The sequence below is a fragment of the Nocardia vermiculata NBRC 100427 genome (genome assembly GCF_001613265.1).
Taxonomy (GTDB): Bacteria; Actinomycetota; Actinomycetes; order Mycobacteriales; family Mycobacteriaceae; genus Nocardia; species Nocardia vermiculata.
The window spans coordinates 109,253-131,854 of record NZ_BDCA01000006.1; the positions used below are offsets into that span (position 1 = coordinate 109,253).

The window sequence follows — 22,602 nt, forward strand, 5'->3', positions numbered from 1 at the left end:
GATGCGGATGTTCTCACCGCGCGGCGCGCGCCGCTGCGCTGCCGTACTCGTCGCCACGGCACTCGGTGTCGGCACCGTTGTGCCGGATCTCGCCGCCGCCGTGGCCGGGCTGTTCGGTCCACGACCGCTGCGGTGCGCAGTGGGTCTGGAACGGCGAAGGTTGGGCCTGCTGCTCGGCAAGCCGCCGGCCGGGGAACCCACAGGTCGGCGTGCGGTGGGGTATCTGAGCCTTCGGATCGCACTCGGACTGCTGGGCGGGGTGATCCTGGCGCTCCTCGGCGCGGGTTTGGTGGTCGGTGTGGCACTGGTCTATGGCGCGTGGTCGGGTGCGGCGGTCCCGGTGGTCGACGCCACCGAACCAGGGCAGATCCGCTGGAAAACCGTGCTCGTGGTCCTCCTACCGGGGCTGATCTTCGTGTTCCTCACCGTGCAAGGGCTGCTGGGCGTCACCCGGGCCGAGCTCTGGGCGTGGCGATTTTGCGCGAAGCCCGGGGCGGGTGAGCTGGCCGAGCGGGTCGCCCGGTTGACCACCACCCGCGCCGAGGTGACCGAGGTCATCGACGAAGAGCGTTGCCGGATCGAACGCGATCTGCACGACGGCGTCCAGCAGCGGGTGGTCGCGCTGTCGATCATGCTGGCCCGGGTCGATCGCGAAACCGATGCCGTGATGCGTGCGGACCTGCATCAGCGGGCGCGCGCCGAAACCGGACAGCTGCTCGACGAACTACGCCAGGTCTCGTGGCGAATCTACCCGGCGATGCTGGCACGCGACGGTTTACACGCCACGCTCGAGGCACTGGCAGACCGCACGCCGCTGCCGACACGGCTCGACATCGATCTCCCCGCGCGGCCACCGCGACCGGTCGAATCGGCCTGCTATTTCACTGCCAGCGAAGCCATCACCAACGCCATCAAGCACTCCGGTGCCGCGGCGCTCGAGATCACCGTCGGCCACACCGGCGATACCATCCGGCTGCGCATCCGCGACGACGGCCGTGGCGGCGCCGACCCGACCGGGCACGGACTGTCCGGTATCGCGGCCAGGATCCACGCGCTCGACGGTACGTTCGCCGTCGACTCCCCGGCCGGCGGGCCGACCACTATCACCGCGGAGGTACCTTGCGCATAACCCTCGCCGAAGACTCCGCACTGCTGCGGGAAAGCCTGGCTCAGCTGCTCATCGCCGAAGGCCATGAGGTCGTCGACTCGGTCGGTACGGCGGTCGAACTGCTACACGCCGTCCGGCTGCGTCCGCCGGATCTGGTGGTGGCCGATGTGCGGATGCCACCGGACCATATCGATGAGGGAATCCGGGCCGCGTTGACGATCCGTCGCGAACAACCCGATATCCCGGTCCTGGTGCTGTCCCAGTACGTCGAGCGTCGGCACGCGGCCGAATTCCTCACCGGCAGCGGCGGCGTGGGCTATCTACTCAAGGACCGAATCGCCGCCATCGACTCCTTCCTCGACGCCGTGGCCCGCGTCGGTGCGGGCGGCACGGCCTTCGATCCGGAAGTGGTCCGGCAACTGCTACAACACACTCGGGCCGGGTCTCCGATCGAACGACTCACGCCCCGCGAACGCGACGTACTCGAACTGATCGCCCAAGGCCTGAGCAACGCCGCAGTCAGCGAACGCCTCTACATCACACGTAGCGCCGTCGAAAAACACATCAACGCGATATTCGGCAAACTCGATCTTCCCGTCGGTGAAGCGCACAACCGCAGAGTTCTGGCGATCCTGGAACACCTGCGCGCACAATCGGACGGTTGAGCAGTGGGCACGGTAGGCCACGGCCCGAAGGCCGCTCTCTCACATGAACGTCAGCCGAACCGGGTGACGAACCGCTTTTGCCACGGCGTCTCGACGGCCCTACGCGAGTAGTGCTCTCGGACGTAGTCGACAGCTTCGGCGGCCGGTACCCCGTCGAGCACAGCGAGGCAGGACATCGCCGTACCCGTACGTCCGACCCCTCCGCCGCAGGCGATTTCGACGCGCTCGGTCGCCGCACGCTCGAGCAATTCACGCAGTAACTCAGTGAATACCGCGCGATCGGACGGCAGCCAGAAATCTCGCCACTGCACCCATCGGCTCTCCCACTCCGCCGGCGCGGGTTCGCTGCCTTGCAGATACATCCCGAATTGAGGTACATCGCCGGGTGGGAGAGGGTTACGGAGGCCCCTCCCACGAACCATGCGTCCGGATGGCAGGCGCAGCACTCCCGCCGCCTCCGGGTCCCATAACCGTTTCACCATCGAGGGCCCTTCCATGTGACAGCCGTGAAACGAACGCTACCGAGCGCGACCAACCGGATCACGGCGGATTTCCCGACGATCGACTGCGGTTTTCCGCAGCTACTGTGTGGTTTTCCGCGTACCCGCCGCGCCGCTGTGCTCATAACGTCGCACCGTGATCGAAAAATTGATCGAAACGCCGTACCGGGTACTCGCGGGAGTAGCGGCACTACTGGTCGTGCTGGGTGCGGTCGCGGTGACCGTGATGGCCGAAGGGAGCGGGCAGCAGCCGTTGCCCGCGTCCGCGACCGGACAGTTCAGCGCCGAGCGAGCACTGAACCACCTCTCCCGCTTCGCGACCGAACCGCGACCGCTGGGCAGCCCGGCCAGTGATCGGACGCGGGACTACATCGCCGACCAACTGCAACCCGCGGGCTTCACCACGACGATCCAGCATGCGGTCGGCACGCGATCATCGACGGGGCTCGCGACCTTCGGCCGGGTCGACAATGTGGTCGCCACACTGCCCGGACACGATCCCACCGGAACGGTTCTGCTCGTCGCGCACTACGACTCCGCCGCGACCGGACCCGGTGCGTCCGACGACGGCGCCGCGGTCGCCGCGATGGTAGAGGTCGGGCAGCTGATCAGCAGGCAGGGTGGACTGCGCAACGATCTGGTGCTGCTGTTCACCGACGGTGAGGAGGACGGTGTGCTCGGCGCGGACGCGTTCGTCCGGGAGCACCCGGCGGCCGCTGCGGGCGGCGTGGTGCTCAACTGGGAGGCCCGCGGCGTGAGCGGACCGTCGTTGATGTTCGAGACGTCGGAGCACAACGCCGCGTTGGTCTCCCTGTTCGCCGATGCCGTGCCGCATCCCCGCGGCGATTCGTCACTGGTCGAGGTGTACAAGGCGCTGCCGAACAACTCCGACTTCACCGCTTTATCCAACGCCGGTTTCACCGGACTGAACTTCGCCTACATTGAGGGCTCGTCGTATTACCACACCGCGGGTGACACCCTCGCCAACCTGGACCGGGGCAGCCTGCAACACCACGGCGAGAACATGCTTCACCTCACCCGCGCGCTGGGCAGGGCCGACCTGCCCAGTCTGAAGTCCGACCACGACAACACCTACTTCCGAGTCTTCGGCGTCATGATCACGTACTCGAACACGCTGGTCTGGCCGATCGCGCTGCTGGCCGTGTCGGCAGTTGTCGCGTCGGGATTCATCGCACGACGCCGGCGGCTGGCGAGTGTTCCGCGGATGCTTCTCGCCGGCCTGTCGGCGATACTGCCGCTGGCGATCGCGGCACTGCTCGGGCAGCTCATGTGGTCGGTTCTGGTTTGGCTGCGTCCCGGCTATGACCTGATGGGCGGGCTGGTGCATCGCCCACTGCCCTTCCAGGGTGCCCTTGTCGCGCTGGCCGGGACCGCGTTACTCGGTTGGTATCTGCTGTTGCGTCGCCGTCTGGGCCCGGCCGCGCTCGCGATCGGCGCACTGATGTGGCCCGCCGGGGTGGGGGTGGCGTGCGCGGCGCTGGCTCCGGGAGCGTCGTTCCTGTTCGCGCTGCCCGCGTTGTTCGCCGCACTCGGCGCGATACTGGCACTACAACCGGTGCGATGGGCCGCGTGGTCGGTCACAGCGTTGACGCTGGGTGCCCTGGTCTCGGCCGCGCTGCTGCCCGCGCTCGCCCGGAACTTGTTCAACGGAGTGGGCCTGGCATTCGGTGGTGCCGGTGCGGCGTGCGTAGCATTCTTCGGCCTGTTCTTGCTGCCGCTCGTGGAGTTGATGCTGCCTGCGCCGGGCGTCCGGAGCCGCGCCACCGTCGCGGTACCGGTGACCGCGGCAGTGCTGGCGGTGATCTTGGCCGGCACCGGATCTCTGGTAGACCGCTTCGACGTGCGGCACCCCGGTCGCAGTCACCTCGCCTACGTACTGAACGCTGACACCGGGGCGGCCGGCTGGGTCAGCGGAGAATCCGAACCGACCGAATGGACCCGCACGTACGTAGCAGGAAAAGATGTTTCACGGCTCTCGCCCGGCTACGCCCGTGGCTCACTCTGGACCGGCCGCGCCGAACCGCTGGCGCTGGACGGCCCCACGATCGAGGTTCGCGGCCGCGACGGCGATTCGGTCACGATGCACGTGACGCCCCGCCGATCGGCCTCCTCAATGGTGCTGCGCATCGACCACCCGATCGACCGGGCTGCCGCCACCGTCGCAGGTATGCGCCCGGTCTCCGTGGCCGTCTCGGGCGTGCGCGCCGAGACCTGGCCGGGAGAAATTCGATTCCGCGATATTCCACCGGAGGGAGCCGACATCACGGTACGGACGCCGGGAGCGACTCGCATCCGGGTCACCGCGATCGAGGAAACCCACGGTCTCGCCGCCGCCCCCGGCTTCCGGCCGCGCCCCGGCAGCCTCGTGGCCTCGACCCGAGAGGACGGCGATTCGATAGCGGTAACGCGGACCTACGAACTCTGACCGCACTGTTCGACGCGGGCACCATGCCCGCCTCGTCGACATACCAACGCGGACAACGCTTCTCACCGCACGAGTTGGGGATCGCCGCACGACAATCCGTCCATGTCGTCGCGGCGCCTCGAGGAACCAGCAACCGACTCCCGAGAGGTGGTTGTCCAGGGCAGGCGCAGCGGCCCTCAGCGTGGGGAAGCGGTGGTGACATCCTCATCAGCCCGGCGCGCCGTACGCGCCGCCGTTCGCCACCGAATCGCCGCAGCCAGGGCGACAGCCGCAGCAAGGACGCACAAGACGCGTTCCGGCAGTGGCCCGATCGCGGTCGCAGGCGTGGTTTCGCTGCGCAGCGGCAGGGTCGCCTCCAAAGCGGCCGGCACGAATTTCGGAGTCTGTTGCTGCACAGCGCCGTCGGCGGTGATGATGGCGCTGACTCCGGTGGTTGCCGCGACGACCAGGGCGCGGCCGTGTTCGACGGCCCGCACTCGCGACATGGCGAGCTGCTGATAGGTCATATCGCTGTCACCGAAGGTGGCATTGTTGGTCGGCACGGTCAGTAGTTGCGCGCCGGCGCGCAGGGAGTCCTCGAACGCCCGGTCGAATGCCACCTCGTAACACGTCGCCACGCCGATCGCTACCGGCGGGCCGCCGCCGGCCGGGTCGGCGTGCACCACACCGTCGCCGTGACCCGGGACGAAATATCCTGCGCGGTCGGCGTAATCGGAGAAGTGGCGGAAGAAGTCGCGATAGGGCAGATATTCGCCGAACGGCTGGATGATCTTCTTGTCGTGCCGCTCCCCCGGGCCGTCGGCGTCCCACATCATCACCGAATTCGTGGTGGTGCGATCGTCGTTGACCAGGACGGCGCCGACCAGGATCGGAGCGCCGATATCGCGGGAGGCCGCGGTGATCTCGGCGGCGGCGTCGGCGTTGCGCAGTGGATCGATATCGGAGGAGTTCTCCGGCCAGATCACCACATCCGGACGGGCCGCGGTACCGGCGGCTACCGCACGCGCGAGTTCCTCGGTACGGCGGATGTGATTGTCCAGTACGGCACGGCGCTGGGCGTTGAAGTCCAGTCCCAGCCGCGGCACGCTGCCCTGGATCGCGGCGACCGTGATCGGCCGGTCTCCGTCGTCCGGGGCGGGCAGCGCGGTCCGGAGGATCACTCCGGTAACCGGGATGATAATCACAACCGTTGCGAGAGTGAAAATTACGAGCCCTCGCCGCACCGTGTCCCGCTCCCGCAGGCGCAGTATCACCGCAGCCAGGACGGTCCCGGTCAGCGCCACCACGAAGCTGACGATCGGCGCTCCACCGAGCCAGGCGAACGGCAGATACCACCCGTCTGCCTGCCCGAATGCCAGGCGGCCCCAGGGGAATCCACCGAAGGGGAAGCTGGACCGGCCCCATTCGGTGAGCGTCCACATCAGTGCCGCCCACACCGGCCAGCCCGGCAGCACGGTGACCCACCGCGTCGCGAGGCCGAACAGTCCGACGTAGACCGCGCAGGCCGCCGACAACGCCAACCAGGGCACCGGCCCGACATAGATTCCGGTCCAGGGCAGCAGCGGCAGGAAGAACGCCAGGCCGCCGAGCAGACCGTAGCCGAAGGCGCCGCGCAGCCGGGTGGCGTCACGAGCCACCAGGGTCAGGATCGCGATGCCCAGCGGCGCGAGATACCAGCAGGTGCGTGGCGGGAAGCTCGCGAACACCAGCAGCCCGGCGACGACAGCGGCACCGATCCTCCCCCACACCCGCCACGTCATGCCCAGCACGGCGCCGATGCTACTGGGACCGCCGGTGGCCGGCCGATTCCGGGTCGTAGCGGCTCGGTGATATCGCGGCGTGGTCAGGCATCGTAGATGACGGTGCCCGCACGCACGGTGCGCAGACAGCGTGGCAGCGCGACGCCGGGATCCAGTGACGGCAGACCCGGAACCCCCGAGCGGGGATCGGTGGACCAGCGCTGCACCGTATCCGACGCCGCCGCGACCACCAGGTCCGCTGCCTCCCAGACCGCGTACGAGGCGGGAGCGCCGGGCACGAGAGTGCCTGCGACTCCGTCGCGGACGCCACCGGCCCGCCAGGCGCCACGCGTGGCCGCGGCGAACGCCGCTCGCGGGGAGATCTGATGGCCGGGCGTGCGATGGTGCGCGGCCGCACGCACCGCCTCCCACGGATTCAGCGCGGTGACCGGGGCATCGGAGCTGATCGCCAACGAAATCCCGGCCGCCGCCATCGCCGAGAACGGATTGGCGGCCGCCGCGCGGTCGGCCCCCAGGCGGGTGGCATACATTCCGTCGGGTCCGCCCCAGGCCGCGTCGAAACCCGGTTGCACACTGGCGATCACGCCGAACTCGGCGAGTTTCGCGATCTGGCCCCCGTCGAGCAGCTCGGCGTGTTCGATCCGATGCCCACGAGTGGCGACCGCCGGCGCGCCCAGCTCGGCGGCGACCCGGGAGACCCCTTCGACCACGGCGTCGGCGGCCGCATCACCGATGGCGTGGAAGCCGGCCTGGATCCCGGCCTCGGTGCAGGCGCGGACATGTGCGGTGATCGCGTCGGCGTCGAGGTAGCCGATCCCGGTTCCGGCGCGGTCGGCGTAGGGCTCACGCAGCCAGGCGGTGTGCGAGCCGAACGACCCGTCGACGAACAGGTCACCGGCGAGACCGTGCACTCCGAGTTCGTCGACGAGTGCGCGGGCCCCCGCGGCGGAGGTGACCGCTTCACCCCAGTAGGCGCGTACCTGCACTCCGTGCTCGAATTCGAGAAGTTCGCGGATGTCGGTGCGACCGGCGATCTGCGGCCCACCACATTCGTGCACGGCGACGACACCGTGCGCGGCGGCGTGGTCGAGTGCGGCCGCACGTGCCCGGTCTCGGCCGGCGCGATCGAGAGTGTCCAGCGCCGCGGCCCGGACCAGATGGTGTGCCTCGGCGCGCAGTGGTTCGCCCGCGGTGTATCCGTTCGCGTCGCGTACCGCGGGCACCGCGTCGAGCAGGGCGGTCGAGGCGACCGCCGAATGCGCGTCGACCCGGGCGAGGTAGACCGCGCGCCCCGTGCCTGCCGCCGCGTCCAGTTCCGCGGTACTGGGCGGGCGTTGTTCGGGCCACCGGGTCTCGTCCCACCCGTCGCCGATCACGGTTCCCCGATGGGCTGCCGAGAATTCCCGCACCAGTTCCAGGCAGTGCGGCAGCGACCGTGCCCGCGACAGGTCCAAACCGGTGAGCTGCAGGCCGAGCGCGGTGACGTGGACGTGGGTATCGACGAAGGCAGGCGCCACGAACGCGCCGTCCAGGTCGATGATCTCGGCGTCGGGGTGCAGCGCGCGGCCGGGTCGTTCGGCACCGAGCCAGACCACCGTGCCGTCGGTGACGGCCATCGCGGTCGCGTCGGGAGAACTGGAACTGTAGATTCGGCCACCGACCAGCAACTGGGTACTCACGGATGATCAGTGTGCCGCACGCCCCCGGGCCGCCCGTCGGTGCGGGTCGATCGCCGGCGTCAGTTGGGCTCGATGATGCGGCGTGCCGCACCCTGCCCGTCGTCGTAATGCTGATCGACCACCACACCGTCGACGACGTCGCCGGACGGATCCACCACCACGCCGCGGTATCCGGCGGCCATGGTGAACCGATCGAAGCGGCGCAGTGCGGCGGCCGAGACCAGCGGGCGCAGCAACGCGCGGGTGGGGAGCAGCAGGATCAGGCCGAGGACCGAGGTCACCAGGCCTGGCACGAACATCAGCAGGCCACCGGCCGCGACCAGGGCACCGTCGGCGACTGCCGTTCCGGCAGCGAGTTCGCCGCGACCGGCGCGACGGAACTGCTGGAAGACCCGCCGTCCCTGGGAGCGCACCAGGATCAGCCCCAGAGCGGATCCGGCGATCAGCAGCAGAATGGTCGGTACGGCCCCGATCAGGTGGCCGACCACGACCAGCGCCGCGATCTCGACGACGAGATAGAGAGCGAACAGCAGGGCGGGCATCGGCGATCCTTTCCACGATCTACTCTGCACAACGCGTCACGTCGCGATTTTTCTCCCGATCCGGGCACATCGACCGGAGATCGGTGCCGTGCCGTCTCAGGTACCGGGTGTGACCAGGCCCGTCTCGTAGGCCAGCACCACCGCTTGTACCCGGTCACGAAGCCCCAATTTGGTGAGCACCCGGCCCACGTGGGTTTTCACCGTCGCCTCCGACAGATACAGCTGCGCCGCGATCTCGGCGTTGGACCGTCCGGCCGCGATCTGCTCGAGCACTTCGCGCTCGCGGACGGTGAGAACATCGAGAATTCCCGGATCACGCATCCGTGCCGGATCGGTGGCGATCATCCGGTCGAGCAGGCGTTTGGTGACCTTGGGTGAGACCACGGCATCACCGGCGGCGACACTGCGGATCGCGGAGATCAGGTCCTCGGGCGGGGTGTCCTTGAGCAGGAAGCCGCTGGCTCCGGCACGGAGGGCACCCAGCGCGTGTTCGTCGAGGTCGAAGGTGGTCATGACCAGAACGCGGCTGCCGCATCCGGAATCGAGGATCTGGGCGGTCGCCGCGACGCCGTCGACCACGGGCATCCGCACGTCCATCAGCACCACGTCGGGGGTGAGTTCACCGGCCAGCCGGACGGCCGTGGCACCGTTGTCCGCCTCGGCGACCACATCGACGTCCGGATGTGCGCCCAGCACCATCTTCAATCCGGCACGCATCAGTTCCTGGTCGTCGACGACGAGTACGGAGATCGGCACGGGGTCCAATCTAATCGGGTCGGATCCGCGGTCAGTCCGGTGGTTCCCGCCGCAGCGGGATGCTGGCCCGGACCCGCCAGCCGCCCCCGGGACGGCGACCGGCGTCCAATGTGCCGCCGAGCACCGCGATGCGCTCCCGCATTCCGACCAGACCGAGCCCGCTGCCCGCGATCCCCCGGCGACCGGCGCCGTCGGTGCCGGGTTCGGCCTCGACGCCGGATACGAGCCGCTCGCTGTCCGGGCCGGGGCCACGATCGAGCACTTCGACCAGGACATCGTCGCTGCGACGACGCACCCGCACCCACGCCGTCGGGTCCGGGCCCGCGTGGCGGAAGGTGTTGGTCAGCGATTCCTGCACGATCCGATGCATGCCGAGACTCACCTCGGGTTCCACGTCATCGAGTTCGCCGGTGAGTTCGAGCTCCACGGCCAGTCCGGCACTGCGCATCATCGCGACCACCTTCGCCAGACCCGCCGTACCGTGCTGCGGCAGTTCGTCGGGTGCGTGCTCGGTGCGCAGCAACTCGACCGTGCGGCGCAATTCGCGCAATGCCTCACGGCCGGTACCGGCAATGGTGGACAAGGCCTGTTCGGCCAGGTCGGGATCGCGGCGCAGAGCGTATTTGGCGCCGTCGGCCTGCACGATGATCACGCTCACCGCGTGGGCGACCACATCGTGCAGTTCGCGAGCGATCCGGGTGCGTTCGGCCGCCACCGCGTCGTGGGCGCGTCGTTCCCGGTCGTAGTCGGCCACCGCGAGCCTCGCCTCGACCTCGGCGTCGTAGGCGTGGCGGGCACCGATGATCTCGGCGAGGGTCCAGCACAGCGCGTAGAACATGACCTCGTAGCCGACCACCATCGGCAGCGACAGCTCCACCACGGCCAACGAGAAGGCGCCGTCGACGACCAGCCCGATCAGGAACAGCAGCCCTTCGCGCCGGCCCACGTAGGCGACCAAGGTGTACAGGGCAATACCCAGGGCCAGCAGGGCGGGCGGTTGCAGATCTTCGTCGACGACCAGGCAGATCGCGCTGGTCGAGATGGACAGCACCAGCATCGCCGCGGCACTGGCCCGCGGGCGCACCCGCCGCCAGATCACTGGGATCGGGGTGATCAGCGCGAGGAACAGGTAGACGCGCCAGTGCTCCTTGCCGCCGATGCCGACCAGGTTCAGCAGCATCAGGGCGGTCGCGAGGATGGAGTCGGCGACCAGGGGTTTACCACGAAGCCACAGACTGAATCGGCGCACCCGCCCAGCCTAGGCGGCCTGCCCGACACCACCTGCGCAGACGGCCCGATCATGGTGCGTCGACCGAACCGCGCGCCGACGGGCCGGAGTCAGCACGACACTTCGGCCGGCGTCATGGTCATGTGCCGTCCGGCCGACAACCATGGCGCCAGTACCCGCGAGGTGGTCTCACGGATGGTGCGGTGCAACCCCTCGCCGTCTTCGACCGCACCACGTCCCTGGAACAGGACCGTGAGTGCGCCCGAGACCGCACCCACGACCGCACCGACGAGCGCGGCGGCGCCGACCTCGTCCAGTTCCTCCGGGAACGCCACCCGCAGCCGCCGGGCGATCTCCTGCTGGGCGGCGAGCTGGGCGTGGGCGGCCCGGCCGCTGACGGCCGGCACCGTGCGGGATATCCGGGCCCGCAACACCGCGAGGCGGGAGGCCAGGTCGTCGCCCAGATGGTCGCCCGGGTTGTCACCGGCGGCACGCAGGGCACGCAGTAGCACTTCGACCGGGCGCTCGTCCGGCCTGCGGCTGTCGATCGCTGCGACGGCGGCGGTGACGCGTTCGTCGGGCTCGGGGAACAACAGTTCCTCTTTGCTCTCGAAATAGTTGAAGAATGTGCGGGTGCCCACCTCGGCTTCGGCGGCGATGTCGGCGACGGTGGTCGCCTCGTAGCCGCGGGATTCGAACAGGGCGGCGGCGGCCTCGAGGAGGGCACGGCGGGTACGTTCCCGCTTGCGGTCACGGAGTGCGGATGGCGGCACGCGGGCAGACAGTACGGCATCGGCGGCGTACCGGGCCGCAGGCTGGGAGTTTCGCGCGCGTTGCAGTCGGTGCCACACCGCATACCGTGCACCTTTGCATTCGATGCAAACATGCACGGCGTGTCGCATTGGGTGGCAGCAGGTTTCGCGACGTCGACGGCAACGATTCGTTGGACCGGTGCCTGCCCGGCCGATAGCGTGGTCCCGGTGAGTATCACAACGTCGGCCGTGGACGATCAGTTCCGCGCCCTGCCGCTGGCGGCCCTGACCGATGCGGCACTGGCGGCAGCGCGCGCGGCCGGAGCCGAATACGCCGATCTGCGGGTACACCGGCTGGTCACACAATCGATCCGGTTGCGCGACGGCCGGGTCGAGTCCATCGACAATACCGTCGATCTCGGTTTCGCGGTACGGGTGATCGTCGACGGCACCTGGGGATTCGCCTCCCATTGCGAGCTCACCACCGACACCGCGGCGGCGGTCGCCCGGCGGGCGGTCACGGTCGCGGGCACCGTGCGCGCCCTCAATCGTGAACGGGTCGAACTCGCCGCCGAATCCGTCTACGCCGATGCCACCTGGGTCTCGTCCTACGACCTCGACCCCTTCGCGGTGCCGACACCGGAGAAGGTGGCGCTGCTGCAGGACTATTCGCACCGACTGGCCTCGGCAACAGGTGTCGACCATGTCACCGCGTCGGTACTGCAGGTCAAGGAACAGACCTATTACGCCGACACTTTCGGAACCCGGACCACCCAGCAGCGGGTACGGCTACACCCCGAGCTGGAGGCGATCGCGATCGACGCGGCCGGAGGCGGATTCGAGAGCATGCGCACGCTGGCCGCACCCGCCGGACGCGGCTGGGAGTACGTCACCGGTGCCGACGGGGTCTGGGACTGGGACGCCGAACTGGCCCGGATCCCCGAGTGGCTGGCCGAGAAGCTCGCGGCACCGTCGGTCACGCCGGGGCCGACCGACCTGGTGATCGATCCGACCAACCTGTGGCTCACGATTCACGAATCCATCGGTCACGCCACCGAGTACGACCGCGCGATCGGCTACGAATCCGCCTACGCGGGTACCTCCTTCGCAACTCCGGACCAGCTGGGGACGTTGCGTTACGGCACCCCGGTCATGCACGTCACCGCCGACCGCACGCAGGAATACGGCTTGGCGACCGTGGGCTACGACGACGAGGGCGTGGCCGGACAGCGCTGGGACCTGGTGCGTGCGGGCACCCTGGTCGGCTATCAGCTCGACCGCGTCTTCGCACCCCGGCTCGGCGTCGAACGCTCCAACGGCTGTTCCTACGCCGACTCGGCCCATCACGTGCCGATCCAGCGCATGGCCAACGTGTCGCTGCAACCGGATCCGGACCGCGATACCGGTACCGCCGAGCTCATCTCACGCGTCGACGACGGTATCTATGTCGTCGGCGACCGGTCCTGGTCGATCGATATGCAGCGCTACAACTTCCAGTTCACCGGCCAGCGTTTCTATCGGATCCGCAACGGAGAGTTGTCCGGTCAGCTGCGTGATGTGGCCTATCAGGCCACCACCACCGATTTCTGGGGTGCGATGGAAGCGGTCGGCGGCCCGTCGACCTGGGTGCTGGGAGGTGCGTTCAATTGCGGCAAGGCCCAACCCGGCCAGACCGCCGCTGTCTCCCACGGATGCCCGTCGGTACTCGTGCGCGGGATCAATATTCTCAATACGCGCCAGGAGGCGCAGTGAGTGACCATGGCGTAGCCGCCCACTGCGCCGACCGGGTGCGGGTGTCCCGCAAACCACCGGGCGCAGTGAGTGATCATGGCGTAGCCACCCACTGCGCCGACCGGGTGCGGGTGTCCCGCAAATTTCAGGAGGCGGAGTGACCGTGATGCATGGGGGCGAGGTTGTCGAACGGGCGTTGGCGGCCGCTCGCGCCGACGAGACGATCGTGATCGTCACCGACGCGTCGGAGGCCTCGCTGCGCTGGGCGGGCAATTCCATGACCACCAACGGAGCCTCGGAATCGCGGTCCTGGTCGGTGATCTCGATTCTGCGTGACGGCCCGCATGCCGCCCGGGTGGGCGGTACCGGGTCGACGAGTGTGGATCCCACCGAGATCGAGGCGGTGGTGCGCGCGGCGGAGGAGGCGGCGCGGACGGCCGAACCGGCGGCCGACGCGATGCCACTGCTGGATCCCGGCACCGCCGGTGCGGTGGCGGGCCCCGAGTGGGCCGGCGCCGTCGCGCATACGGGTATCGAGGCGTTCACCGGTCTCGCCGGTGAGCTCGCGGTCGGTTTCGCCGGTGCCGACCGGCTCTACGGTTTCGCCCACCACCAGCTGCACACCACCTGGCTGGGAACCTCCACCGGTATTCGGCGGCGCTGGACCGAGCCCACCGGGTCGATCGAGATCAACGGGAAACGCGGTGCGGAGGGCGAGCAGGCCAGCGCGTGGGTGGGCGCGCCGACCGCCGATTTCACCGATATCGACGTCACCGCGATGCTGGCCGAGCTGAGCAGGCGCCTGGACTGGAATGCGCGGCGGGTCGACTTGCCGGCGGGGCGTTATCCGACGTTGTTGCCGCCCTCGGCCGTCGCCGATCTGCTGATTCCGATGCTGTGGTCGATGGACGGTCGCGGCGCGCACGAGGGCCACACGGCGTTCTCCCGCGCAGGCGGCACCCGAGTCGGTGAGCGGCTCACCGACCTCCCGCTGACGATGTATTCCGATCCGGCGGCGCCCGGACTGCAGTATCGGCCGTTCGTCGCCACATCCGCTTCCTCGGAGCTGGTGTCGGTTTTCGACAACGGGATGGCCGCCGGACGGGTGGACTGGTTGCACGAGGGGGTGATCCGGTCCCTGGTCCAGCCGCGTTCGGTGGCGGCGCGATTCGACACTCCGGTCACGACGCCGGGTGACAATCTCCTGCTCACCGGCGGATCCGAGGCTACCCTCGAGCAGATGATCGCCGGCACCGAACGTGGACTGCTGCTGACCTGCCTGTGGTACATCCGCGAGGTCGACCCCGCCACCTTGTTGCAGACCGGTCTGACCCGCGACGGCGTGTATCTGGTCGAGGACGGCCGGGTCACCGCGGCGGTCAACAATTTCCGGTTCAACGAGAGCCCGCTGGATCTGCTGCGCCGCGCCACCGAGGCCGGCGCGACCGAGATCACCCTGCCGCGGGAGTGGAAGGACTGGTTCACGCGGACGGCGATGCCACCGTTGCGGATTCCCGATTTCCACATGTCGTCGGTGAGCCGGGCGACCTGACCCTCACTGCGGTGGACGCGGGTGCAGTCGCACGATCACGGTGCCGCGCTGCAGCGCCGCACGCAACTGGTCGCGGTTGATGCTGCCGTCGGGGTTCAGCCCGATGCCGGCGAACCGGCCGTGGGTCGGGTTGCTGGTGATCAGGATCCGGTAGGGCTCGGCGATCTCCGCTTCCCCGGTGATGATGTCCCAGTCGGCGAGCCGGTCACGCCCGCGCCAGGTGATGCGCACGGGTTCGCCCGGCCGGAGGTTGCGCCGCCAGTTCGCGGCGGTGCCGATCAGTAGTGCGCCACCGGATTCGACGTAGCCGACCGGGTTCGCGTAGACGCGGCCGGTGGTGCGGCCTGTCACCGTGATCACCAGCAGTTTGGCGCTGAGCAGCCGATGCAACGGGGAACGCAACAGTGTCCGCATCGCGGCGTCGACGGCCGGCTGCATGCGCAGTCTGCCACGACCGGGCTCGGTGACGGCCGGTGTGGGCTCGGGGGTACTGGAACCGGACATGGGGACCTCTCCCGCTCGAGATTTACTGAGCTTATACTCAGAAAATACGCGCCTCGCGCGGCCTACTGCAAGGGCCGCCCGAATCCGAGAGGAGAACCCGGGTGACGACCGGAAACCCCGCCCGCGGCACCCGGCCGCGCGGACGCCCGCGCCGCGGTGTCCGGGAGGCCGTCATCGCCGCAGCACAGCAGATTCTCACCGACCGGGGCGTGGCCCGGTTGAGCACCAAGGAGATCGCCACCCGGGCCGGAGTGGCCGAATCGAGCATCTTCTATCACTTCGGCGACCGGACGGGCCTACTCCACGCTGTGATCCGCGAGCACCTGCGCCCGCTGCAGGAGATGCTGACCGACCCGACCGGCGGCGAAACCTGCGACCTGCGCACGGACCTGATCCGGTTGGTGACCGTCCTGGAAGAGTTCTTCGGCGCGGCGATTCCGGTCATCGCGGCCATCGAATCCGATGCCGACCTGCGCGTGACCTACTCGCAGCGCAGCCGCGAACTGAATCTGGGACCGCATCGCGCCCTCGACACGGTGATCGCCCACCTGTCGGCGCGACACACCCTCGTGCCCGAGCCGCGTACGGCGGCGCTGTTCGTCTCCGGGGCCGCATACCAGCGAGCACTGCAGCATCGAATGAGCCCGCCGCACGCACATGCGACCCTCCCCACCCCTGAGGCGATCGCCGATCTGGCACTCCCCCTGTTCCTCCCGGAGCAGTGATCGAGGCCGAACGGATCCGCGTGCTCCGAATATCGGTGTGCGCATTCGGCGAACGGAAGGAACCCGCAGTTCAGGCGGAGGCGCTCAAGCCCGGCGACTGCCAGACCTCGGCCAGGTCCTGCAGTGGCACACCCAGCGCAACACTCAGCCCGACCACGGTGCCGAATGCCGGGCTGGGCAGGCGGCCGGATTCGATTTTGCGCAGCGTTTCCGGCGAAATGCCCGCGGTGTGCGCGATGTCGGCGAGGTCCCGGCCGCCCCGGGCGGTACGCAGGTAGGCGCCCAGGCGACGACCGGCCTCGACCTGGGCAGCAGTCAACGGGAGACGAACCATGCCGCCAGCATAGAGTTGGTATTTAAATACCGCAAGGGCTACAGTCGGTATACAAATACCGATACTGGAGGTTTCATGGTCGAACTCAAAACAGCCGCCGAGATCGAGCGGATGCGGGTGACCGGGCAATTCGTCGGGCGCACCCTCGCGGAGTTACGAGAACTCGCCGTCGTCGGGGTGAATCTCCTCGATCTGGAGCAGCATGTGCGGGCACGGATCCGCGAACGGGGTGCGGTCTCGTGCTACTGGGACTACTCCCCCTCGTTCGGCCGCGGCCCGTTCCGCAACACGGTCTGCCTGTCGGTCAACGATGCCGTCCTGCACGGGCTGCCCTTCGACTACCGCCTGCGCGACGGTGATCTGCTGAGCATGGATCTGGCCGTATCGATCGACGGCTGGGTGGCCGATGCCGCGGTGAGCGTCGTCGTCGGCACCGCCGACCCCGAGGACACCCGCCTCGTCACCGCCACCGAGGACGCCTTGGCCGCCGCGATCGAGGTCGCGCAGCCGGGTGGCCGGCTCGGCGACATCTCCGCTGCCATCGCCGCGGTCGCACGCCGCAACGGCTATCCGGTCAATACCGAATTCGGCGGCCACGGCCTGGGCCGCACCATGCACGAAGACCCGCACGTTGCCAACGACGGTCGCCCCGGGCGCGGGATGCGGCTGTTCTCGGGCCTGACCATCGCGATCGAGCCGTGGTTCGCGCGCACCACCGACCGCATCGTCGTCGATCCGGACGGCTGGACCATTCGCTCCGCCGACGGCTCGCGCACCGCCCATTCCGAGCACACCATCGCCATCACCGACACCGGCCCCGAAATCCTCACGCTCGCCGCGTGATCGGGGCCCGTCACCCAGTAGGCTGACTCGTTGTGGACAACCCTTTCGGACCGGCGGGCACCGCCTCCTACGTACTGCTGACCACCTACAAGAAGGACGGAACGGCGGTCGGGACAGCGGTGTGGGCAGCGCTCGACGACTCCCGGCTCTATGTCTGGACCGAGACCGGCAGTTGGAAGGTCAAGCGGTTGCGGCGCAATCCGGAAGTGACCCTGCAACCGTGCAGCGTCGCCGGTAAGCCCCGGGGGCCCGTCGTACGCGGTACCGGCACCGTACTCGACGAGCAGGGCAGCGATCGGGTCCGGCGCCTCATCAAGCGCAAGTACGGGATTCAGGGCCGGCTGATCGTCACCGGCAGCCTGCTACGCCGCGGCCGCACGGGCACGATCGGTATCGAAATCACCGCCGACGCATCCTGATCCGACCTCCCGACGGGTTCGGTCAGGGCTGCGCGGATATCGCCAGTCCCACCGAACGATCGTCACCCAGGATCAGTTTGTGGCCGCGGATCAGCAAGGTGCCGAGGAGCCCGTACTTACCGGCGATGAGCCCGCGCACCCGATCGGTACCGGCCGGATCGAGGATACGGCCGGTACCGGCGCTCACCTCTCCCCCGGCGGGACGACCGCGATTGTCACATGCCTGCAGCGTCACCGATGGGTTACGCCGCAATCGCTTGACCTTCCAGGACTTGGGGTTGGTCCACACCACCAGCCGGTCGCCGTCGGGAGCGGCCCAGACGGGGGTCCCGACCGGCGTGCCGTCCTTCTTGTAGGTGGTGAGCAGGACATATCGCTGCTGTGCAAGCTCGTTCCAGGTCATACACCCCACCGTAGGGATCTACCGGGTACCGCACATCCGCGTCGCGGCGCATACCCGAACTGCGTCCGCGGGCGTAGCGCCGGGCTACTCCAATTCGCCCTCGGTCTCCAGATAGATCTGCCGCAGCCGATCCAGCGTCTCGGGTTGCGGCGCCTGCCACAGCTTGCGTTCGGCAGCTTCGAGCAGACGTTCGGCGATGCCGTGCAGTGCCCACGGATTCGACTCCGTCATGAACTTGCGGTTCACCTCGTCGAATACGTAGCTCTCGGAGAGCTTCTCGTACATCCAGTCGGCGACCACATCGGTGGTGGCGTCGTACCCGAACAGATAGTCGACCGTCGCCGCCATCTCGAAGGCCCCCTTGTAACCGTGCCGGCGCATCGCCTCGAGCCAGCGCGGATTGACCACCCGCGAGCGGAACACCCGCGTGGTCTCCTCCGACAGGGTCCGGGTGCGCACCGAGTCCGGCCGGGTGCTGTCGCCGATGTAGGCCTCCGGATTCGTGCCGGTCAGCGCACGAACCGCGGCCACCATTCCACCGTGGTACTGGAAGTAGTCGTCGGAATCGGCGATATCGTGCTCACGGGTATCGGTGTTCTTGGCCGCGACCGCGATCCGCCGATAGGCGGCCCGCATATCGTCCGCGGCCGGCGCCCCGTCCAGATCCCGGCCGTAGGCATAGCCACCCCAGGTGGTGTACACCTGCGCCAGATCGTCGTCGGTGCGCCAGCTCTTGGAATCGATCAGCTGCAGCAGTCCGGCACCATAGGTTCCCGGCTTCGAGCCGAAGATACGGGTGGTGGCCCGACGCTGATCACCGTGCTCGGCGACATCGGCATCGGTGTGCGCGCGCACGTAGTTCGATTCCACCGGCTCGTCCAGTTCGGCGACCATGCGGACCGCGTCGTCGAGCAGCGCCAGCACGTGCGGGAACGCATCACGGAAGAATCCGGAGATGCGCACGGTGACGTCGATGCGCGGGCGGCCCAGCTCGGCCGGTTCGATCACTTCCAGGCGGGTCACCCGGCGGCTGGCCTCGTCCCAGACCGGGCGCACGCCCAGCAGCGCGAACACTTCGGCGATGTCGTCACCGGCGGTACGCATCGCGGAGGTGCCCCACACCGACAGACCCACCGACCGCGGATACTCGCCGTGATCGGTGAGGTAGCGCTCGAGCAGCGAATCGGCCATGGCCTGCCCGGTCTCCCACGCCAGCCGCGACGGCACTGCCTTGGGATCCACCGAGTAGAAGTTGCGGCCGGTCGGCAACACGTTGATCAGGCCACGCAGCGGCGAACCACTCGGGCCGGCCGGAATGAAACCACCGTCGAGGGCGTGCAGGATCCGGGCGAGCTCGATATCGGTCTGCCGCAGCCGCGGCACCACCTCGGTGGCGGCGAAACGCAGCACATCGGCCAGCGTGTCCGGTCGGGGGACCTCGGGTTCGTGCCGGGCCACCAGATCGCCGACCACCTCGGCCGACCAGTCGGTGGCCTGCAGCGCGGCCAGCAACCGACGAGCCCGCTGTTCCACAGCGTCGACCCGCTCGCGCGACTCCTCGCCGGATTCGTCGAGCCCCAGCGCCTCCCGCAGACCGGGCACCGCGAATTCGCCACCCCACAACTGCCGGGCGCGCAACATGGCCAGCACCAGGTCCAGCTCGCCCTCACCCGCCGGTGCCTGCCCGAGAATGTGCAGGCCGTCGCGGATCTGCACATCCTTGATCTCACACAACCAACCGTCGACGTGCAGCAGCATATCGTCGAAGACGTCTTCGTCCGGGCGCTCGTCCAGGCCCAGGTCGTGGTCCATCTTCGCGGCCCGCATCAGGGTCCAGATCTGCTGCCGGATCGCGGGGAGTTTCGCCGGATCCAGCGCCGAGATATTGGCGTGCTCGTCGAGCAACTGCTCGAGCCGAGCGATATCGCCGTAGGTCTCCGCGCGCGCCATCGGCGGGATCAGATGATCGACGAGGGTGGCGTGCGCGCGGCGCTTGGCCTGAGTTCCCTCACCGGGATCGTTGACGAGGAACGGATAGATCAGCGGTAGATCGCCCAGTGCCGCATCGGTGCCGCACGCCGCCGACATGCCCAGCGTCTTACCGGGCAGCCATTCGAGGTTGCCGTGCTTACCCAGGTGCACCATCGCGTCGGCGCCGAACCCGCCGTCGGGTCCTGCGGCCGCCAGCCAGCGGTAGACGGCCAGATAGTGGTGACTCGGTGGCAGGTCGGGATCGTGGTAGATCGCGACCGGGTTCTCACCGAAACCGCGCGGCGGCTGCACCAACAGTACGATATTGCCGAAACGCAATGCGGCGATGACGATCTCACCGTCCGGATCGGCGGACCGATCGACGAACAGCTCGCCCGGCGGCGGCCCCCACGCCCGCACGACCGCCTCGCGCAGTTCCGCGGGCAGAGTGGCGAACCAGGCGGAGTACTGCCGGGCGCCGATGCGGATCGGATTGCCCTCCAGCTGTTCGGCACTGAGCCAGTCCTGATCCTGGCCACCGGCGGCGATCAGCGCATGGATGAGCGCGTCACCATCGTGTTCCTCGAGTCCCGGCACTTCTCCCGGTGCGCCCAGATCGTAACCGGCGGACCGCATCTCGGTGAGCAGGCGGATGGCGCTGGCGGGGGTGTCGAGGCCGACGGCATTGCCGATTCGGGCATGTTTGGTCGGATACGCCGACAGCATCAGCGCGATCCGGCGCTGCGTGGTGGGCAGCTGCCGCAGCCGTGCATGCCGCACCGCGATACCGGCCACTCGGGCCGCACGTTCCGGATCGGGCACGTAGGTGGACAGACCGTCGGCGTCGAACTCCTTGAACGAGAACGGGACCGTGATGATGCGGCCGTCGAATTCCGGCACCGCCACCTGTGTCGCCACATCCAGCGGCGACAGGCCGTCGTCGTTGGCCTCCCATTGGGCACGACCACTCGTCAGGCACAGGCCCTGCAGGATCGGCACGTCCAGATCGGCGAGGGCACCGATATCCCAGGCTTCGTCGTCACCGCCGGCGGACGCGGTCGCCGGTTTGGTGCCACCGGCCGCCAGCACCGTCACCACCAGCGCATCGGCCCGGCGCAGGGTCGCCAGCAGCTCCGGTTCGGCATTGCGCAGCGAGGCGCAGTACAGCGGCAGCGGGCGGGCGCCGGCGGCTTCCACCGCACGGCACAGCGCCTCCACATAGGTGGTGTTCCCGGCCAGATGCTGGGCGCGGTAGTACAGCACGGCGACCACCGGCACCCGCCCGAGGCGAGAGTCGCTGTCTGCCACGGTGCCGGCGTCGCGATCGAGTTCACCCCACGACGGCAGCTGCACGGGCGGATCGAAACCGTGGCCGGTCAGCAGCACGGTGTCGGACAGGAAGTTGTGCAACTGGCGCAGATTCTGCGGGCCGCCGGCAGCCAGATAGTTGTGCGCATCGGCGGCGACACCGACCGGGACGGTGGAACATTCCATCAATTCGGCGTCGGGGGCCATCTCACCCCCGAGTGCCACCAGTGGGACGCCGCTCTCGCGCAGTGCGTCGAGCCCTTCCTCCCACGCGCGCCGGCCGCCGAGGATCCGGACCACGACCAGGTCCACACCGCTCAGCAGCTCGGGCAGGTCCTCCACCAGCAGGCGTGCCGGGTTGGCGAGCCGGTAGTCGGCGCGGCAGGCCCGCGCGGACAACAGGTCGGTGTCGGAGGTGGACAGCAGCAGGATCACAGTTCTCCTCGGGTGACGCGCCCAATTGCGGATTCGGCGCCCGCCCGGAGGGTCTGACTGTCACAGCGGCGCGACCGCACCGGAATTGCACCGGTTTCCTCTGGGGACGAGCCCCCGGATGCTATCGCGCCCGGACCCGCCCCAGCGCCCCGGCCGTCCAATGCCCACTCGAGCGCCCGGCGGAACCTGTTGTGCAGCACTGGCAGGCCGGTCGCGAAGCGGTTCCGGAATTCGCAAACCGGGCGTACGCTGAGAATATGCCGAACTCACCGGGATGGGCCAGGCGGAATCGCTTCGCCGCCTGGTCGGGAATTACATGCATGTTCGTTGCTGTGGCTTTGCTGGCAATGGCATTGGCGGCCGCAGCAGGCGACCGCGGGTGGCTGGTACTCGTCGCTGCGGGCGCCTGCGCGGCAGTCGCGATCTTCGGTCTGCTGGTCTTCGAGTCGACCGTGCACCGCGATCACTCCGATCGGCACGAAACTCCCCATCTGCTGTCGGACACCTACGTCGCCACACCCCCGTGGAAGGCGGCGCGCGGTCGCGGCAGGAGTAGCGCGCGAGGAAGGTGAAGCGCCATGCCCGGCAAACCCGGCTGGGTACGACGCAACCGTTTCGTCGCCTGGACCGCCTACTACTGCGTGCTGATCGGATTCGCGACACTCGCCATGACCCTGACCGCCGCCGGCACCGGACACCACGGCTGGGCACTGACGGCCGGGGTGGTGTGTGCGATCGCCTTCCTCAGCGGCATCGGGATGGTCGGCACCACCGCCCGCCAGGACCGCAGTGCCGATCACGCCACCCCGAATCTGCTCACCGACTCCTGGCACTCCCTGGAACTACAGCCGGCCGCCCACCCCGCAGGGTCACGCCTGCATCTGCCTCTGCGTCACCGCCACTGAGTCGGCACGACACCGGCCACCCGGGCGGCGGTAGCC

Annotated in this window: 22 protein-coding genes; 11 read left to right on the forward strand and 11 right to left on the reverse strand. The window is 68.7% G+C overall.

The window, feature by feature from the left end; all coding sequences use genetic code 11:
- Nucleotide 1: 1 nt before the first annotated feature.
- Nucleotides 2-1,129 carry a sensor histidine kinase gene (locus NV2_RS09970; RefSeq protein WP_067871288.1) on the forward strand — a complete coding sequence of 376 codons (1,128 nt, stop codon included), beginning with the start codon at nt 2-4 and terminating at the stop codon, nt 1,127-1,129.
- Nucleotides 1,120-1,773, forward strand: coding sequence for a response regulator transcription factor (locus NV2_RS09975; RefSeq protein WP_067871289.1), 654 nt, complete (start codon nt 1,120-1,122; stop codon nt 1,771-1,773). The genes NV2_RS09970 and NV2_RS09975 overlap by 10 nt, the downstream gene beginning before the upstream one ends.
- A 50-nt stretch (nt 1,774-1,823) precedes the next feature.
- Here NV2_RS09975 and NV2_RS09980 read toward each other — a convergent pair whose 3' ends face one another.
- Complete coding sequence (locus NV2_RS09980; protein ID WP_067871290.1) at nt 1,824-2,255, reverse strand: protein-tyrosine phosphatase family protein; 432 nt, start codon at nt 2,253-2,255, stop codon at nt 1,824-1,826.
- A gap of 154 nt (nt 2,256-2,409) precedes the next feature.
- Here NV2_RS09980 and NV2_RS09985 point away from each other — a divergent pair, with 154 nt between their 5' ends.
- The gene (locus NV2_RS09985) at nt 2,410-4,719 is read left to right on the forward strand and encodes a M28 family peptidase (protein WP_067871291.1); all 2,310 of its coding nucleotides are present in this window, start codon (nt 2,410-2,412) and stop codon (nt 4,717-4,719) included.
- A gap of 176 nt (nt 4,720-4,895) precedes the next feature.
- Here NV2_RS09985 and lnt read toward each other — a convergent pair whose 3' ends face one another.
- The 6 genes from lnt to NV2_RS10015 all read right to left on the reverse strand — a co-directional run bounded on the left by lnt (nt 4,896) and on the right by NV2_RS10015 (nt 11,457).
- Nucleotides 4,896-6,479, reverse strand: a complete 1,584-nt coding sequence (gene lnt, locus NV2_RS09990) for an apolipoprotein N-acyltransferase (RefSeq protein ID WP_067871413.1) — start codon at nt 6,477-6,479, stop codon at nt 4,896-4,898.
- Nucleotides 6,480-6,562: 83 nt separating this feature from the next.
- Nucleotides 6,563-8,158 carry an amidohydrolase gene (locus NV2_RS09995; RefSeq protein WP_067871292.1) on the reverse strand — a complete coding sequence of 532 codons (1,596 nt, stop codon included), beginning with the start codon at nt 8,156-8,158 and terminating at the stop codon, nt 6,563-6,565.
- A 59-nt stretch (nt 8,159-8,217) separates the two neighbouring features.
- Nucleotides 8,218-8,700, reverse strand: coding sequence for an FxsA family protein (locus NV2_RS10000; RefSeq protein ID WP_067871293.1), 483 nt, complete (start codon nt 8,698-8,700; stop codon nt 8,218-8,220).
- Between the two features lie 96 nt (nt 8,701-8,796).
- Nucleotides 8,797-9,456 carry a response regulator gene (locus NV2_RS10005; RefSeq protein ID WP_067871294.1) on the reverse strand — a complete coding sequence of 220 codons (660 nt, stop codon included), beginning with the start codon at nt 9,454-9,456 and terminating at the stop codon, nt 8,797-8,799.
- 31 nt (nt 9,457-9,487) lie between these two features.
- On the reverse strand, nt 9,488-10,705 hold the full coding sequence (locus NV2_RS10010; RefSeq protein WP_067871295.1) for a sensor histidine kinase: 1,218 nt from the start codon (nt 10,703-10,705) through the stop codon (nt 9,488-9,490).
- Nucleotides 10,706-10,794: 89 nt separating this feature from the next.
- Nucleotides 10,795-11,457: a TetR/AcrR family transcriptional regulator gene (locus NV2_RS10015; RefSeq protein ID WP_084474307.1), complete on the reverse strand. Its 663-nt coding sequence runs from the start codon at nt 11,455-11,457 to the stop codon at nt 10,795-10,797.
- Between the two features lie 207 nt (nt 11,458-11,664).
- On the opposite strand from NV2_RS10015, the gene NV2_RS10020 reads away from it, so the two are divergent.
- The 3 genes from NV2_RS10020 to NV2_RS10025 are packed head-to-tail and all read left to right on the forward strand — an operon-like array spanning nt 11,665 to nt 14,719.
- The gene (locus NV2_RS10020) at nt 11,665-13,188 is read left to right on the forward strand and encodes a TldD/PmbA family protein (protein WP_067871415.1); all 1,524 of its coding nucleotides are present in this window, start codon (nt 11,665-11,667) and stop codon (nt 13,186-13,188) included.
- Entirely contained in the window at nt 13,185-13,328 is a 144-nt protein-coding gene (locus NV2_RS31365) for a hypothetical protein (protein WP_157102832.1), read from the forward strand. Before NV2_RS10020 ends, NV2_RS31365 begins: the two co-directional genes overlap by 4 nt.
- 5 nt (nt 13,329-13,333) lie before the next feature.
- Nucleotides 13,334-14,719 carry a metallopeptidase TldD-related protein gene (locus NV2_RS10025; RefSeq protein ID WP_210749361.1) on the forward strand — a complete coding sequence of 462 codons (1,386 nt, stop codon included), beginning with the start codon at nt 13,334-13,336 and terminating at the stop codon, nt 14,717-14,719.
- A 3-nt stretch (nt 14,720-14,722) separates the two neighbouring features.
- Here NV2_RS10025 and NV2_RS10030 read toward each other — a convergent pair whose 3' ends face one another.
- Nucleotides 14,723-15,223 (reverse strand): PNPOx family protein, encoded by a 501-nt coding sequence (locus NV2_RS10030; protein WP_067871296.1) that lies wholly within the window; start codon nt 15,221-15,223, stop codon nt 14,723-14,725.
- Between the two features lie 101 nt (nt 15,224-15,324).
- Here NV2_RS10030 and NV2_RS10035 point away from each other — a divergent pair, with 101 nt between their 5' ends.
- Nucleotides 15,325-15,948 (forward strand): TetR/AcrR family transcriptional regulator, encoded by a 624-nt coding sequence (locus NV2_RS10035; RefSeq protein ID WP_067871297.1) that lies wholly within the window; start codon nt 15,325-15,327, stop codon nt 15,946-15,948.
- A gap of 70 nt (nt 15,949-16,018) precedes the next feature.
- On the opposite strand, the gene NV2_RS10040 is transcribed toward NV2_RS10035, so the two are convergent.
- Complete coding sequence (locus tag NV2_RS10040) at nt 16,019-16,282, reverse strand: helix-turn-helix domain-containing protein (RefSeq protein WP_067871298.1); 264 nt, start codon at nt 16,280-16,282, stop codon at nt 16,019-16,021.
- 75 nt (nt 16,283-16,357) lie between these two features.
- Between NV2_RS10040 and map the strand changes: the two genes are divergently transcribed.
- Both map and NV2_RS10050 read left to right on the forward strand, forming a co-directional pair.
- Nucleotides 16,358-17,125: a type I methionyl aminopeptidase gene (map, locus tag NV2_RS10045; RefSeq protein ID WP_067871299.1), complete on the forward strand. Its 768-nt coding sequence runs from the start codon at nt 16,358-16,360 to the stop codon at nt 17,123-17,125.
- Nucleotides 17,126-17,157: 32 nt separating this feature from the next.
- A complete protein-coding gene (locus tag NV2_RS10050) occupies nt 17,158-17,544 on the forward strand; it encodes a PPOX class F420-dependent oxidoreductase (RefSeq protein ID WP_067871300.1) in 387 nt (128 codons plus the stop codon).
- A gap of 22 nt (nt 17,545-17,566) precedes the next feature.
- Here the strand turns inward: NV2_RS10050 and NV2_RS10055 are convergent, their stop codons facing one another.
- A complete protein-coding gene (locus NV2_RS10055) occupies nt 17,567-17,947 on the reverse strand; it encodes a PPOX class F420-dependent oxidoreductase (protein WP_174550569.1) in 381 nt (126 codons plus the stop codon).
- 84 nt (nt 17,948-18,031) lie between these two features.
- Nucleotides 18,032-21,661, reverse strand: a complete 3,630-nt coding sequence (gene cobN, locus NV2_RS10060) for a cobaltochelatase subunit CobN (protein ID WP_067871302.1) — start codon at nt 21,659-21,661, stop codon at nt 18,032-18,034.
- Nucleotides 21,662-21,993: 332 nt separating this feature from the next.
- On the opposite strand from cobN, the gene NV2_RS10065 reads away from it, so the two are divergent.
- Nucleotides 21,994-22,233, forward strand: coding sequence for a hypothetical protein (locus NV2_RS10065; RefSeq protein ID WP_157102833.1), 240 nt, complete (start codon nt 21,994-21,996; stop codon nt 22,231-22,233).
- 6 nt (nt 22,234-22,239) lie between these two features.
- Nucleotides 22,240-22,566 carry a hypothetical protein gene (locus NV2_RS31875; RefSeq protein ID WP_174550570.1) on the forward strand — a complete coding sequence of 109 codons (327 nt, stop codon included), beginning with the start codon at nt 22,240-22,242 and terminating at the stop codon, nt 22,564-22,566.
- Nucleotides 22,567-22,602 lie beyond the last annotated feature (36 nt).

Bases quoted from the DNA above. Each gene is read 5' to 3' on its own strand.
- NV2_RS10030 (WP_067871296.1), bottom strand. From the start codon at position 15,223: ATGTCCGGTTCCAGTACCCCCGAGCCCACACCGGCCGTCACCGAGCCC.
- lnt (WP_067871413.1), bottom strand. From the start codon at position 6,479: ATGACGTGGCGGGTGTGGGGGAGGATCGGTGCCGCTGTCGTCGCCGGG.
- NV2_RS10055 (WP_174550569.1), bottom strand. From the start codon at position 17,947: ATGACCTGGAACGAGCTTGCACAGCAGCGATATGTCCTGCTCACCACC.
- NV2_RS10000 (WP_067871293.1), bottom strand. From the start codon at position 8,700: ATGCCCGCCCTGCTGTTCGCTCTCTATCTCGTCGTCGAGATCGCGGCG.
- NV2_RS10025 (WP_210749361.1), top strand. From the start codon at position 13,334: ATGCATGGGGGCGAGGTTGTCGAACGGGCGTTGGCGGCCGCTCGCGCC.
- NV2_RS31875 (WP_174550570.1), top strand. From the start codon at position 22,240: ATGCCCGGCAAACCCGGCTGGGTACGACGCAACCGTTTCGTCGCCTGG.
- NV2_RS09970 (WP_067871288.1), top strand. From the start codon at position 2: ATGCGGATGTTCTCACCGCGCGGCGCGCGCCGCTGCGCTGCCGTACTC.
- NV2_RS10040 (WP_067871298.1), bottom strand. From the start codon at position 16,282: ATGGTTCGTCTCCCGTTGACTGCTGCCCAGGTCGAGGCCGGTCGTCGC.
- map (WP_067871299.1), top strand. From the start codon at position 16,358: ATGGTCGAACTCAAAACAGCCGCCGAGATCGAGCGGATGCGGGTGACC.
- NV2_RS09980 (WP_067871290.1), bottom strand. From the start codon at position 2,255: ATGGTGAAACGGTTATGGGACCCGGAGGCGGCGGGAGTGCTGCGCCTG.